Raw genomic sequence first — 14,610 nt, forward strand, 5'->3', positions numbered from 1 at the left:
ACGTAAATGCAAAAGGATCCGGCCGGTTCGATTAATCGCGCTTCTTCCACTGGCGATATTCAAACGCGGATTTCAAAAGTGCAAAAAAGGCCAACACGCCGACCAAAATCAAAGCGATTGTCAAAGGCTTTAAACTGGCCACAGCAGATAAAATCGAACGATCAATAAAGGTGAGCAACGCGATGGTCAGCACGGATAATAAGAAAATCCGAATAGCCATACAAATGCGGCAGGGAGTGTCTTTTTCTTTTGAAAACATGTAGATAACTCCTTCAAGCTCAATCTTATCAGAATTTTAATAAAGACTGAATCAATATTTTTTCAATATTATTCAGTTTTGGCATGTTCTTTGCTTTCCTAGTTATGTAACAGTGTTTGGTAATTGATATGTCGATGCTTGGCCTCAATATTGGAACCCAGCAGGTTCAAAAGCAAAGCTTGGTTATTACGCCACAGCTGCAACATGCTATCAGCATCTTGCAGATGAACAACCTAGAATTAGAAAAGCATTTAGAAGATCTGGCCGAAAGTAACCCGTTCATTGAGGTCAAAGGCGTTAACTCGGAAAACAAACGTAAAGCTGAGATTGATTTTCAACCCTCAAAGGCCGGCGCAGGTATTTCTAACTCGTTTATGGAAACACTTCTGGGCGAGCGCCCGGAAACTTTGCTAGAGCATATTTGCAAACAAATTCGCCTGCAAAACTTTTCAGAGCAGTATAATTCGATTGCGTATCGATTGCTGGCAGATATCACCCCGGCGGGATATTTACCAATCGATCTTGAAGAGGTTGCAGATCAATTATCTGCCGAACTGGCAGATGTGAACGCGGTGTTAGAACAGCTGCAAGGGTTTGAGCCGGTCGGGTTATTTGCGCGTAACTTGGCCGAATGCCTCACATTACAAGCCAAAGAGCGCAAGGAATTTGACGCACCGATGAAAATCGTGCTGGCAAACCTTGAAATGTTGGCGCAAGGCAAGATCAAAGAATTATGCACCTTAGCGGGCTGCGCGGCAGAGGATGTCAAGCAGCGCGTGTTGCAAATCCGGCAATATAATCCAAAGCCAGGTGCGTTATTTGATTGTGAGGCCCTGGGCAGCAACCGAGAACCCGATTTAATCGTACAGCGCGATGGAGATCAGATTGAAATCGCGTTAAACCGGTCATCTTTGCCCAGCGTCAAAGTCAATATAGATTACGCAAATACGTTGAACCAATCCGCCCAAAGCGAAGAAAAATCGGTTGAGTTCATAAAAACCTCAATCGCAACGGGCCATTGGCTAAAGCGCGCCATAGCGCAACGCAACCAAACGCTTCAGATGGTTGCGCAGCATATTTTAAAACATCAAATTAAATTTTTTGATGAAGGCATCGCGGGTATTCGCCCTTTGCAATTACGCATTGTTGCAGAAGCCTTGGGAATCCATGAAAGCACGGTCAGCCGCTCAACGGCGTCGGTGCTGATACAAACGCCGCGGGGGACATTCCCGCTGAAAATGTTCTTTAGCAGCGGTCTGCAGGCAAATACCAGCGAAGAGGGCGTGTCTGCCCGAGCGATCCGCAATAAAATCACGGCAATCATTGCAGAAGAAAGCCCGTTAAAGCCGATTAGCGATGCAAAAATATCCAGTCTTCTCGCCGAAGAGGGGTTTACGGTGGCGCGGCGCACCGTTGCAAAATATCGCGAATTGGAAAATATCAAATCTACAGCGCAGCGCAAACGCGAGTATAAACTTAATACATTGATTGCGAAATAAAGCGTCTTTTCACAGAAGACCGCAAAACCCGCGCGTTGGGCTGGGTGGATTACCGCTTCAGTCGTGCGACGCGCGCTTGCCTCACATCGAAAAAATTAAGGGTAAGGATAAGCGCGCCCATGAGCCGCACCCCTACTCTACTGAACAATGCGGGCCGAGGCTTGGCGCTTAGAAAGCAGCGCTGCATTGCGCCCAAATGCTCACCTCGCTCATGCGCCAGCAGCCCATGGTCAAAAAATTTTAAACACCAACAGGTGGGCGTTTCTTTTTACGCCGCCGCGGCTGCTCTAAGCCCGCCACCGGAGCTTTAAAGAACATCTCGCTGTCTAAGGATAAAACGGTTCTTTGCGCGCTTAATTCATTTTCAGCTACAATTGTCTGCAGGTAGATAAATTTGCGAAAACTCATGAAAGCTACCAGCATATTTCCTTGTTCGCGGCCGGAATAAATACAAAGCATGAGGTAAAACACCACGCCCAAAATCCAATGCACCGTCAAGGCCACGAAAAACGCCAAAATACTCGCCAGCGCCGCTTCAGGCATCCGCTGGTTCAAAAACCAAAAGGGCGGACACACCATCGCCAAAAGCGATTTGGAACGATCGACCAGTTCTGCATTTTTTTGCATATCATGAAAAACCATATATTCGATCAAACCGGACCGCGTGGCCGCCGTTAACATCGCAAGATCGGTTTCCGACATAGGATGTGCGTCCGCATCAACCTCATCGAATTTCGCCCCAAGCGATTGCGTTACCGAAATATTAAAAGCCGTCTGATCCCGCTTAACCGTCAAGATCCAAGTTTCATCAACATGTGCAGCCGCGTCTTCTTCATCTTCATAGGCAAAAAGCGCGTTAAACTGTTTCGCTGTGCCCAAAAACGGGGTGCCATCAACGCCTAAGATATAATCAAATTGTTGCAATCCAATCGTTGGCCCATAGCCATTGATAAAACCGCCAATCTGCAAAACCGCGCGTGTTTCTTGCCCCTCAACACTTTCCGCCATCTAACTTACCCGCCTACCTGCTTCTTTTTTCCACTTACTATGGAAACTTAATAATATCGCCTTCAGGTTTTGGCGCCGCCACAGCCCGCGCCCGCGCCTTGCGCGCCTGAGCTGCTTCTTTTTTGGCCGAACTTAGCTTTTGATCAAGCGTTGCCACGCGAGCCGATAATTCAGCATTCACCTCTTGCAGCGCCTGTAAGGCATCGCGTTGCTCTTTCATCCCTGCAGAGGCGTCAGAAATAGTTTGCAATGCATCGATCACTGAGCGCGTGAAATTGCCCATAATCATATTTTGAGCCTTGAATTCTTCATTGGTCATTTCGGCAAAGGACAGCGTCAGCTCCGAATTTAAGATGGCGCTTTTTTCTTGCTGCTCGGTCAATTGTGCCATGACCGACGGCTCAATCGTATTCATCTTTTCAATCGCAACGCGCACTTCTTCAGACATCATGTCTGACTTCTCGCCAATTTTCACCAAACCCGCGCTGGCTGTTTCAACGACATTGGTTAAATTGTTAATCTGATCCAAGGCTGGCGTAAGCTTTGCAACATCCTCATTCAAGGAATCAACGTTTTCGATAAATACGGTCAACAATTCTGTGTTGGTTTGCGACAACAATTTCAATTGTGATGAGGATTGCAGAAAGATCACGATACACAATGCCGCCGCGCCAATGCCGGAAACAAATCCTAATATAACCGCTATGCGGCCCAGCTTTTCAATATTCGCCAGTTTTGCAGTGGATCGTTTGATCTGCTGCGCGACCTTTGCATATTCCGATGTAACATCCATTGCGGCGTCCGCCGCATCCAGAGCTATCTGGATACTTTTTTCTACATCGGCGGTGTTTGCTGAACGAGTTCCTGCCATCAGCCCAAGTCCTTTTTTTGTTGTCTCGGCAAAGCCTTTACCTGTTTATAAGCACAATTCGTGCCACTTGCTTGAAATACAGCTTGCGCCGGGATATTGGCGGATTTAAATCCAAAATGTCGGCATCCCCAAGGCTTTTGGGCCTCATGGGTAATAAAAAAGAACACGCAATTATGGCAGGTTCTCACGGTGTTTTTAACTGTGCTCATTCAAACTTTCTTTCAGCTTGAACAAGGCGTTTTGAATCACATACCGGATACAGGCCGCAAAACTAAAAAACGCACAGATAAACATACCCGAAGCCGACCAAAATTGAGCCGCCGCGAAATACTCAAACCCATATGACAACCACACAAAGCCAACGCCGAAAAAGCAAACAGAACTGATTGCTTCACCCATGCTGAGCGATTTTTTATAAGCTAATCTAACCATTTAAAGGAGCTCCCGTTTCATTAAATTGAAGATCGTCTGGTATTGAAATATCTGGCGCATCCAGCTCTTCGCCCTTGGCCACGCGGAAGATAAACGCCAAAACAGCCGCCACAGCGCTGAACAACTCTTCATGAATTTCTTGCCCGATATTGCCCGTAAAATAAAGCGCCCGCGCCAATAAAGGGCTTTGAAAGACGGTGATCGATTCTTTTGTTGCAATCTCGATTATATCCGCCGCCATTTTACCCCGACCCATCGCCAGAATAGTTGGCGCGCCCGATGTGCCCACTTCATATTTCAACGCAACGGCAAAATGCGTTGGGTTGGTGATCACCGCGGTTGCCTCGGCAACATTAGACAACGCCGCGCGTTGCTCGGCACCGCGCGCAGCCGTTTGCATTTGCATCCGGCGAATTTTGGCTTTGACCTCAGGTGAACCTTCGGTTTGCTTATTTTCATCTTTCACGTCTTGCAGGCTCATTTTCAGCTTTTCGATATGCTGATAGCGCTGCCACAAAACATCCAAAAACGCGATCACCACCAAGCCAATCAGCAATGTGATCATCAACGCCACGAAAACATCCCCGGCGCGTGACAATCCGTTGAGCAAATTGGCGTTCGATGACGTGGTAAGCTGTGGCATATAAAGGCTAATCACCAGCGCGGCAGTGCCCAATAAGAGACTCACTTTCAAAACGGCTTTTGCCAATTCAACCAACGCTTTGGTTGAAAACATCCGCTTCAACCCTTCCAGCGGATTGATCCGCGACCCTTTAAAAGACATCGCCTTGGCCGACACGTTTATACCACCGGACAAAACGCCCTGCGTAAACAGCACAACAAAGAAAATAGGAATGGCAAACAACACCCCATACACAAGAATGAATGACACAGCGCCAGAGGTCATCCGCAACAACTCACCCTGAAAATCGCTTAGATCAAAACTAAAAAAACCTTTAAATTCCCCCAAAATCCGATCGGAAAACATTAAGATGAGAAAATACATCAAGAAGCCGGTGAACAAGGTAGAAAAAACAAACAGCTCTTTAGAGGTTAAAACCTGACCATCTTCCAACGCCTTCTCAAGTCGTTTCGGCGTTGGGTCTTCGGTCTTTTCCTGCGCACTCTCTTCAGCCATTTTTCAACTTTCCAAAGAATGATGCGATAAAATCGATTGCAAAGCCCACCAAATATTCCATCGAATAGCCCAGCGGTTTGGTTGCCAGATATAATGCCAGAAAACACACCAAAAGCGTGATTGGGAAGCCGAAAGAAAAAAGGTTCAACGTCGGCGCCGAGCGTGTCACCACACCAACCGTCACATTTGTCAGCAGCAAGACGATCACCACTGGCAGCATCATTACACTGGCGAGCTCAAACATGTAGCCGGCCGATTCAATAACGAATTGGCTGGCAGCATAAAGATCAAGCCGCCCACCGACCGCCACGACTGAAAAGCTGGCATCCATCGCGCGGATAAGCGCCAAATGACCATCCAAAGATAAAAAGGTTACGATTGAAAAAAGCGTTAAAGCATTACTGATCACCGGGGTTTGACCGCCCGTTGTTGGATCGATTTGGGCCGCAAACCCAAGGCCACCCGAAGTTGCTATTTTTTCGCCAGCCAAGGCCACCGAGGCAAATAAAATGCTCAGCAAGATACCGACCGTCAAGCCGATCAATAGTTCCACAAAGATAATGCGCACAATCACCAGATTGTCGAGTTCAAGCAGAGGCACAGATTGAAACTGTTCAAAAAAAACCATGCCTAGGATAATACTTGAGACAATCCGCACTTGGAGCGGTATCGATTGCGCGCCAAAAAACGGGGCTGAAATTAAAAAAGCACCGATCCGCAAAGTTGCCAGAAAAAATACCGATAGAAACTCAAAAAGCCCTGGCAGCTCTACCCCGGGAATACCACTATCAGAACTGACCAGCAGGTTCTCCATCTTAGCCAAGACCACTTATCGTATCAAAGATATAAGCAAAGAAATCAGAAAGTTGCAGCAGCATGAAGCCCGACAGCAAGGCAAAGCCACCAAGCACAAAAATCAGCTTTGGCACGAAGCTTAGCGTCATTTCATTGATCGATGTTGCCGCTTGTACAATCCCGATCGCCAAACCTACCCCCAAGGCAATGCCCAAAATGGGACCTGATGTGATAATTACCTGCCAAAACGCCATTCTCAAATGTTCGATATTTGCATCAAATTCCATAATCGCTCAATTCATATAAGTTGAAGATATTGATCCGATGGTCATGGCCCATCCATCCACCAAAACAAAAAGAAGCAGTTTAAAAGGCAAGGAAATCAAGATCGGGCTCAACATCATCATGCCCAAAGACATCAAGACGGAAGCAATCACCATATCGATCACCAAGAAGGGTAAAAACAGCAAGAAGCCGATTTGAAACGCCGTTTTCAATTCAGAGGTTAAAAAAGCCGGCATCAAAACATTGAAAGGCACATCAGAATTTGATTGATAAGGCGCATCTCCTGCCAATTCGGCAAACATAGCCAATTCGGCCTCACGGGTATTAAGAACCAGAAACTCTTTTAAGATGACAGATGCAGATTCAAGCGCGGGCAGAAATTCTATTTGCCCCTCTAAATAGGGCGAAACCGCCGCCTCATAAATGCCCTCAAGAGTCGGATACATAATGAAAATGGTGAGAAACAAAGCGATCGATACCAAAACCTGATTGGGAGGCGTTTGCTGGGTACCCATCGCCTGTCGCAAAATAGACAACACAATGATGATGCGTGTGAAAGCTGTGGCCCCCAGTAAGAGACTGGGCAAAAGCGTGATTGCCGACATCAAAGCCAAGATTTGCAAAGAAAGCGAGTACTCTTGCCCCCCATCTTGCCCCGGCACCACCGATAATGCAGGCAAGCCGACGCTGGGCATTTGTTGGGCAAAGGCAGTTATGGGAAGCAAGCAGCATCCCAAAAAGACCAAAGCGCCCCAATATTTAGGCGCATAGGCAGGCGTGTGGGACGGGCGGTTACTGCTCATCGCCAGCCACAATCTTTGGCGCGATCTCGGGCGTGATATCCAGGGCCGTTGCGCCTTGTTTACCTTGTAAAACCAAAACCGTCCGCTGGTTTATTTCAAACACAGACAAGACATTGGCATGCGCCAAACGACGGCTTTCAACATGGGTAATATGACCTTGAACAGCTGTGCTTTGGCCCAAAGATCCACGTTGTTTAACAATCAGCCAGATCACAACAAAAACTGAGGTAAATAAAACAACAATAATGATTTTTTGACTTAAATCGTCAAACGCAGCCATGATATTCGCCTCCTTCCAAGAAGGCAGGCAAGTATCATGCCATTATTGAACGGATTCGGCTCTTTCTTCCGGATCAACAACATCCGTGAACCGAATGCCATAGCGCTCGCCAACCATCACAACTTCGCCACGCGCAATAATCGCGCCATTGACATAAATATCAAGTGGCTCTCCTGCGAGGCGATCCAGTTCAACCACAGAGCCTTCGTTTAACCGCAGCAAGTCGCGGATAGTCATATCGGTTCGGCCCACTTCGATCGACAATGTCACTTCAATATTCTCAAGAATTTTCAGCTTTTCGCTGCTGATTTTACCAGAACCGGAGCTTGCCGCCGGCGCCTCTTGTGTAGGAGTATCATTCATGGTTTTTTCCTATTTCTTATCTGCAGTCTTAGTTGGCTTCAGAAGACTTAATGCAACCGTGCCTCCAACATCCCCCAGCTCAGCTTCAAAAAACTCTCGTTCTTCAACAACAAAATTCAACGGTCCATTGATCTGTATTGGCACGATATCATCATTTTTGAACTTAAGAACGGATGCCATTTTACTTTCCACCGTGGTCAAACGCGCAGTGCAATTTAAAGGCACACTGAACACTGCCTTTTGCAAACGATCTGTCCAAGACAGACTGTCAACGCTATCAGATTGCATCCGCGAGCGCAGCTGCGCGGCAATTGGCTTAAGCGTTTGCAACGGGTAAATCACATCAAATGATGCAGGCGGAGACCCCGGCAATTGAATTTCAAAGGCACAGCAAATCACTTGTTCTAGATCATCCACGAAAGACACGAATTGCATATTCTCTTCGCGGGTCACTTCCGAGAATTCCAATTTAATCAAGTCAGCCCAAGCCAATTCTAAGGCTTCGATCAACCCATCGGTGATAATTTCAATGATCCGATCCTCCGTAGAAGTGAAATCAGACCGTTGAGCCGATTTCGAGATCAGAGTATTCCCGCCATAATACGCGTTGGTCAGTTTTGAAATCAAATCCGGTGAGATCACCATCATCAAGCTGCCGCGTAAAAACTCGATCCGCGCCAGCGTTAAGCTCATGAAGCTTTCAGAGGCAAACGTGTAATCTTCAAACGTTTTCACAGTTGGATTGATCGCTGTCACCCGTGGCTGATACCGAAGCATCGGTTGAAACACGGTCCGCGAAAAACGGGCGAAGCGCTCATTAATCACGCGCAGCGCATAGTAATCACCCAAAAGCGATAGATCATCAGATCCAAATTTGAAGTCGCGTATCTGTTTATCTGAAGCACCGTTGAGGGCACTTGCATCTGCAACATCACCCTCGTCGAGCCCTGAAATCAGGGCTTCGACTTCGTTTTTTGAAAGTTTAGAAGAAGAAGACATTCAAGATCACTGCATTACATAGGACGTAAACATGACTTCTTCTATACCACCGAACCCTTCAAGTTCTTCCAGCTTTTCATTCATCACAGACTGGATATCAGCCGCCAGCAATTTGCGCGCCTCGCGGCCAACGACCATTTCTTCTGTGTAATCGCTGAGCGCAGCGAGAACCACCGATTTCAAGGCCGGCAAATGGTTTTCAACATTGGTTAAAATTGTTTCATCATACTTTGTTGAAAGCCCAACCGAAATTTGCAAGAACCTGCGAGAGCCTTTGAGATTGGTCGTCAAAGATCCGGGGATCTCATAATACAGGGTTTGAAACACCTTGTCCTTTGGGGTTTCCTTCGAAATTTTTTCAGGATCGCCTGGGCAATTGCCCTCTTCATCCTTCTCCTCGTCATCGCATTCAACTTCGGCTTCACCTTCGCCTTCGCCCTCGCCAGCAACATCGCCTTTGGCTTCATTTTGCTTGGTGACAATTTCATTGGCGATATCTTGCGGGTTGCCTTGCGCACCACCAAATACCAAAAAGCCAACGCCTAGGCCAATTGCCACTAGAATAAACCCTGCAACAACGAAAATGACGATGGTTACAATACCAGATTTTTTCTTTGGTTCTTCTTCTTCAGCCATAACTCGATCCTCGATTATATGGTTATATCCACCAGGCCATCTTGATCACCTTTGCCCTTAAGACTGGCATCATCTGCTTCTTTTCCAGCGTTTTGCTCATTCTTTTGCGCGGTTTGTGATCGTTCATCACCCGATGGGTTTTCTTGCTCATTAAACCCCTGCCCGAGGTTCATATTGAAATTTTCATCGCTTGTCTGCATAACCGAACATGACAGCGAGGTCACGCGGTAACCTGCGGTTTCCAGACTAGAAATGATTTTTCCTTCAGACTCGCCAAAAAGCGAGACTGTTGCCTTGCGTTCTGCCTGGATTTTCACATCCAAGCCACTTTCATTGCGCCCAAAAGCAATATGCATTTTGCCCAAGGAGGCCGGCGATAAGGTAAGCGCAATTTGTTGCTGGCCGGTTCTCAGCGCTGAAATTACATTTCTTGCCAAAGTCTGGGTCCAGCCTCGCGCGTTCAAATCAAGATGCGAATCCACCCATTTATCCAGCAATTGCCCAGAGGTTTGAGGCGCGGTTTGCGTTTGTGCCAATTGCGGGCTGGCGCTGTTTAATGGGGATATAGAATGCGGCAATGCGCTTAAATCTTGGGCTGCTTCTGCCCCGCCCTCACTGGCAACAGCCGCAAGGGCTGCTTGGCGCAGCGCGGCGCCGGCGGCACCTGTCACGGGCGCGGATGCGGGTGCGTCTTTGCCTTTTTCAGAGGGCTTTTGAATTTTCGCTGCGGTGCCTTTTACGTCAGGCTTCGGCTTAAACTCGGCCTCAACTGCCTTTTGAAGCGCAGTGGCCGCCGCCGGAGCACTTGCTTCCAGCGCTACCTTGATTTTTGAAGGCGCCGCGGGATCATTGCTGCTTGCTGACAGTGCTGACGCTGCGCGCAACGCGATCTGTTCTGGCTTCAAAGCAATTTCAGGTTTTAATAAGTTTGTGGGCTTTACCGCCTCTTTTTGCTGGCCCTCTGAAACCTGAAGCTTGCCACTATCCATCTTAGGCGCCGTTTCTAGATCCGAGGAAGGATCAACCGGCGACGATGGTGGCATCGAAGACAGACGCGGTGTATTATTTTTTGAGAGATCCGCAGCAGGGTCAGCCGGCGACGATGATGGCATCGAAGGCAGACGCGATGTATTATTTTTCGAAAGATCCGCAGCAGGGTCAACCGGCTGCGATGATGGCGTCGAAGGCAGACGCGATGTATTATTTTTCGAAAGATCCGCAGCAGGGTCAACCGGCTGCGATGATGGCATCGAAGGCAGACGCGATGTATTATTTTTCGAAAGATCCGCAGCAGGGTCAACCGGCTGCGATGATGGCATCGAAGGCAGACTCGATGTATTATTTTTCGAAAGATCCGCGAAGGATGAACCATCAGCTGCGCGTTGGCGAAGTTCAGAGATTTTTTCTGGCTCTACCTGCGGGATTTGATGCATCGCGCGTGCGCGAGGTTCCGCATCCGTCTGCCTATCTGCGGTTTGCGCAGCAATCGATTTCGGTGCAACTTCATCTGTTTCAGGCACTTTCACGGGCGTGGCAGGACCTGGAGTGGCCATCCCTTGCTCCCGATTTTCCTTTAGCCCTGTAACCGCAAGCGCACCGCGACCCACCTCTGGCGTGGCGCTCTTGTCACTTATAGGTTCGAACACTTGCGTATCGTTGCTGACCAGCGCAACTTTATCAGGCTGCCCAGGAAGAAGTTTTAACGGCGTACTTTCACCCTTTGAAGATCCGGGCTTTTCAGGCGGATCCGGCAAATTCTTATGCGGCATCGCCTCGCCATTTAAGAGGGCTACCGGCACCAAAAGTTTTGCCATAGGCTGATTGGCAGCTGCCTCGCTTGGATAGGCGATATCCTGCGTTCTCACCATGTTTTCTGCATAATCAAGGCGCAAAGCGCCTTTTGCCACCGGCAAGGCGTCAGCGGTTTGCGGCTCTTTATTCATCCCAACAGAAGAGTGCCTGTGGAAGGCCTCAAGATAGGGCAATAATCCGTTGAGACTGGGCACTGCAACCGCCTGAGGGTCATCAGCTAAGGCCGACATCGCCTGCGCAAATTTATCCCGCATCATGAGAAAATCCGGATCTGCGATGATTGCCGGCGCTAGGTCCTTTAATCCAATATCTTCGCCGGAAAGTTCTGATACGCTTGCGCGCAAACCGTCGCCATCTGGAGTTTTAGACACTTGATCTTCAAGCGCAGCAATAAAACCTAAAAAGGCGACAATATCAATTTCATCGCCCGACTGTAAGGTATTTGACGATTCACCTTCCGTCAGTTTTTTTTGCTCTGGGTTGTCGCCATGATCGGCGCCCGCCCCCGATGTCAAAAGCTCTGAGAACTTCGCAAAAAGCGCAGCACCTTTCGAGCCGACAAGAGGCTCTTCAGGCGTGGCTGACAGCAATTTATCAATTGCGCTTGAAGATATATTGGCAATGCTCATATGATGGCGACCCTGAATTTCCTATCACAAACCTAGCAATTTATGTGCCAAATAACGGCGCAAAGGTATAAACGGGCCATCGGAACGTGTGCCTTTATAGCTTAAACGCACGGCGATCAGCTGCGCCTTACTGCCGACGGATAGGTGGTTTTTTTATCAGCCTCACGCTCTGCATACTGATGTATAAGCTGTTTTGCTTCCGCAATCAGGCGGTCAATTTTTTGACGTTTCAACGAATCTTGCCGCGTAACCGCAGCCAAATTATCGATTTCCGTTTGAATAAATTCAATTCTATTCGCCACCATTTCAAGTTGTTCAGCCAATTTAGAAGAATAAAATCGTGCAGCGCGAAATTGGCTGGGCGTGTCATAAAATGGCTCTTCAGAACCTGCTTGTAATTCGCGAATACGGGCCAAAAGCCCCTCTAAATCTGACATTTGGGATCGCTGATCCGCCAGAGCCTTTTTTATTTTTAAGGACGCGGCAAGGTTCTTTCTCGACATCTTTTCCAAGATTTTTTTTTTGCGGTCTGGGCGCATTTATGTCCCCCCCAACAAAGCCTTCAACGCAGCCACTGTATCCGCAACGGACACATTATCCTGTGGGTTTTGTTTCAAGAAATTCACGATATCTGGCCAGATTTTATACGCGATATCCAGATCAACATCCTGCCCAGCGGCATATCCACCCATCAAGATTAAATCCCGGTTCTCATTATAAATATTGATCAGTTTCTTCAGTTTATTCGACAAAGCAAGATGCTCAGCATTCACAACATCCGACATCACACGGCTGATCGATTGAGACACATCAATCGCGGGGTAAATCCCCAAATTGGCATAGTCACGATTCAAAACAATGTGACCATCCAAAATCGCGCGCGCGGTATCCACCACCGGATCATTCGTATCATCCCCGTCAGCCAAAACAGTATAAATACCTGTTATTGAACCTTTTTCTGTAACGCTGCCCATACCTGCACGTTCGATCAAGCCCGATATAAGCGCAATAACCGATGCCGGATATCCTTTGGATGTGGGCAATTCGCCCAGCGCCAATCCTATTTCGCGCCGCGCATGCGCCACGCGAGTCAAGGAATCCATAATCAGTAGAACATTTTTACCCTTGCTGCGAAAATACTCGGCAATCGCGGTTGCTCGATTGGCCCCGCGAATACGCAAAAGCGGCGAGCGGTCTGCAGGGACGGCAATCGCACAAAGCTTTTTTCGGGTTTTTTCATCAAAAACTCGGTCTACAAATTCCAAAACTTCGCGCGAGCGTTCTCCGATCAACCCCACCACGATCACATCTGCATCGCTGTGCTTGGTCATCATGCTCAGCAAGACGGATTTGCCAACACCAGAACCGGCAATGATGCCGGCCCTTTGACCTTTCGCCAACGTCAATAAACCGTTTATCGATTTCACACCCACGTTCAACACCGTTGATATATGGCGTCGATCCAATGGATTCATGGATTTTCCATGCAGCGGCCAGCTGTCTTTTCCAATCGGTGCGGCGCGATTATCAAGCGGTGCGCCCATCGCGTCAAACACCCGGCCAAGATAATCATCACCCACAGATATCGATTGGCCTTCTTCTACCAGGGTTACTTTATCGCCTGCCTTAACGCCCGCTCCAAGATCAAACACCACAAGTTGGTTGAGGCCTTCTTTGAAGCTGATAACCTCTGCAAACACTTCATTGCCAGCACCTATCTCGATTTTACAAATCGACCCCACACGGGCTGGAAACCCATCGCAATGCGCTGTTAAGCCGTCAAATTTAACAACTTTTCCCGACATTTGGGCGTTTTTGCTCGGTTGCAGCCGACGATCCAGATCGCGCAAAAGCTCATTGGTGAAATCATTCATCGACGCTCTGCTTTTCAAAATCTGAGAACGGTGTGTCGCGAATTTCAACACCGCCCACTTTTACGATCACATCTCCGCGCTTCAACTCACGGTCTTGATGCACTTCGACGCCGTTAAAAATCCCTTCAAATTCATCGAATTTCTGAAGACTTTCTAGATCCTCGGCATTGAAGAACACCTTTTTATGGTCGGCCAAAAGCTGAACTTGATCTAATTTTTTTTGAACATGGGCTAAAAACCCCTCGGGATTGGCATCCAAACCCAGCCCACAGCGCTCGCTCGACAGATTATAGACGGTTTCAAGCACTTTTTGTGAAACATTCTCAAAATCAAACGCGGCTTCATTTTGCAAACGATCCGCGATTGATTTCAGCACGCCCAATTGTTCCAGCCTCTGCTCTTCAAGTTCGCTTAAAGCAGCGGCGCGGCCTGCAGCAAAACCCTCCTCATAAGCGGCATTTTTTTCCTGCTCGAGCTCAGGAGCGGAAATCTGGGTTTGATTTTCAGGCTCGGCGCTCGCGGCAAAGGCTTGCGCCCCCGCTTCAGCCTCTACAGCCACTTCGGTTTGCGGTTCCTCTTCCAGCAAAGATGTCAGCGCATCCATATCCTCTGCAGCGTCAACGCCAGATACCGTTTGACCCGCATCAACAGCCATTTGCGCGTCACCTTGCGGCTCACTTAATGTGTCTGCAGATTCCGGCGCCGGCGTATCAGCGGCGGCGGCTCCACCTTGGCGCAACTCTTCTAAGCTGAGTTTGGCTTTTACAAAATGCGCGATAGATTTTCGTTTAAACGTCCGTTCTGCATCGTTCAAAGATTTTTCTTCAACCTTGAAATCTGCATCCATGGCCGCCTTCACAGCCGCTGCCATTTTTTTATGGTTGGTCTTGTCTAAAACCGCAAAATCTTCGCTCACATTGCTCATGG

Annotated in this window: 17 protein-coding genes; 1 reads left to right on the forward strand and 16 read right to left on the reverse strand. The window is 48.1% G+C overall.

Translation table 11 applies throughout. The features are described from left to right. Positions 1-31: 31 nt before the first annotated feature. Positions 32-259, reverse strand: a complete 228-nt coding sequence (locus tag UM181_03030) for a disulfide bond formation protein B (GenBank protein ID WQC63601.1) — start codon at positions 257-259, stop codon at positions 32-34. A gap of 128 nt (positions 260-387) precedes the next feature. Here UM181_03030 and rpoN point away from each other — a divergent pair, with 128 nt between their 5' ends. Beyond that, complete coding sequence (gene rpoN / locus UM181_03035; protein WQC63602.1) at positions 388-1,758, forward strand: RNA polymerase factor sigma-54; 1,371 nt, start codon at positions 388-390, stop codon at positions 1,756-1,758. Positions 1,759-1,998: 240 nt separating this feature from the next. Here the strand turns inward: rpoN and UM181_03040 are convergent, their stop codons facing one another. The 15 genes from UM181_03040 to UM181_03110 form a co-directional block, all read right to left on the reverse strand. After that, on the reverse strand, positions 1,999-2,766 hold the full coding sequence (locus UM181_03040; GenBank protein WQC63603.1) for a hypothetical protein: 768 nt from the start codon (positions 2,764-2,766) through the stop codon (positions 1,999-2,001). A 37-nt stretch (positions 2,767-2,803) separates the two neighbouring features. Next, entirely contained in the window at positions 2,804-3,637 is an 834-nt protein-coding gene (locus UM181_03045) for a hypothetical protein (GenBank protein WQC63604.1), read from the reverse strand. 195 nt (positions 3,638-3,832) lie between these two features. Then, positions 3,833-4,069, reverse strand: a complete 237-nt coding sequence (locus UM181_03050) for a hypothetical protein (protein ID WQC63605.1) — start codon at positions 4,067-4,069, stop codon at positions 3,833-3,835. Continuing rightward, positions 4,062-5,207 carry a flagellar biosynthesis protein FlhB gene (flhB, locus tag UM181_03055; protein WQC63606.1) on the reverse strand — a complete coding sequence of 382 codons (1,146 nt, stop codon included), beginning with the start codon at positions 5,205-5,207 and terminating at the stop codon, positions 4,062-4,064. The genes UM181_03050 and flhB overlap by 8 nt, the downstream gene beginning before the upstream one ends. Next, positions 5,200-6,021 (reverse strand): flagellar biosynthetic protein FliR, encoded by an 822-nt coding sequence (gene fliR / locus UM181_03060; protein ID WQC64687.1) that lies wholly within the window; start codon positions 6,019-6,021, stop codon positions 5,200-5,202. The genes flhB and fliR overlap by 8 nt, the downstream gene beginning before the upstream one ends. Position 6,022: 1 nt before the next feature. Continuing rightward, positions 6,023-6,289 carry a flagellar biosynthesis protein FliQ gene (gene fliQ / locus UM181_03065; GenBank protein ID WQC63607.1) on the reverse strand — a complete coding sequence of 89 codons (267 nt, stop codon included), beginning with the start codon at positions 6,287-6,289 and terminating at the stop codon, positions 6,023-6,025. A 6-nt stretch (positions 6,290-6,295) separates the two neighbouring features. Continuing rightward, positions 6,296-6,982: a flagellar type III secretion system pore protein FliP gene (gene fliP / locus UM181_03070; protein ID WQC64688.1), complete on the reverse strand. Its 687-nt coding sequence runs from the start codon at positions 6,980-6,982 to the stop codon at positions 6,296-6,298. A 97-nt stretch (positions 6,983-7,079) separates the two neighbouring features. Continuing rightward, a complete protein-coding gene (locus UM181_03075; GenBank protein WQC63608.1) occupies positions 7,080-7,370 on the reverse strand; it encodes a hypothetical protein in 291 nt (96 codons plus the stop codon). Positions 7,371-7,412: 42 nt separating this feature from the next. Continuing rightward, entirely contained in the window at positions 7,413-7,733 is a 321-nt protein-coding gene (gene fliN / locus UM181_03080; GenBank protein WQC63609.1) for a flagellar motor switch protein FliN, read from the reverse strand. A 9-nt stretch (positions 7,734-7,742) separates the two neighbouring features. Next, the gene (gene fliM, locus UM181_03085; GenBank protein ID WQC63610.1) at positions 7,743-8,732 is read right to left on the reverse strand and encodes a flagellar motor switch protein FliM; all 990 of its coding nucleotides are present in this window, start codon (positions 8,730-8,732) and stop codon (positions 7,743-7,745) included. Between the two features lie 6 nt (positions 8,733-8,738). Continuing rightward, positions 8,739-9,368 (reverse strand): flagellar basal body-associated FliL family protein, encoded by a 630-nt coding sequence (locus UM181_03090; GenBank protein ID WQC63611.1) that lies wholly within the window; start codon positions 9,366-9,368, stop codon positions 8,739-8,741. 14 nt (positions 9,369-9,382) lie between these two features. Continuing rightward, positions 9,383-11,809 (reverse strand): flagellar hook-length control protein FliK, encoded by a 2,427-nt coding sequence (locus UM181_03095; protein ID WQC63612.1) that lies wholly within the window; start codon positions 11,807-11,809, stop codon positions 9,383-9,385. Between the two features lie 116 nt (positions 11,810-11,925). After that, the gene (locus tag UM181_03100) at positions 11,926-12,246 is read right to left on the reverse strand and encodes a hypothetical protein (GenBank protein ID WQC63613.1); all 321 of its coding nucleotides are present in this window, start codon (positions 12,244-12,246) and stop codon (positions 11,926-11,928) included. 102 nt (positions 12,247-12,348) lie between these two features. After that, a complete protein-coding gene (locus tag UM181_03105; GenBank protein WQC63614.1) occupies positions 12,349-13,683 on the reverse strand; it encodes a FliI/YscN family ATPase in 1,335 nt (444 codons plus the stop codon). Beyond that, the gene (locus UM181_03110; protein ID WQC63615.1) at positions 13,676-14,608 is read right to left on the reverse strand and encodes a FliH/SctL family protein; all 933 of its coding nucleotides are present in this window, start codon (positions 14,606-14,608) and stop codon (positions 13,676-13,678) included. The genes UM181_03105 and UM181_03110 overlap by 8 nt, the downstream gene beginning before the upstream one ends. Positions 14,609-14,610 lie beyond the last annotated feature (2 nt).

The sequence above is a fragment of the Alphaproteobacteria bacterium US3C007 genome (assembly GCA_034423775.1).
Lineage (GTDB): Bacteria > Pseudomonadota > Alphaproteobacteria > Rhodobacterales > Rhodobacteraceae > Thalassovivens > Thalassovivens spotae.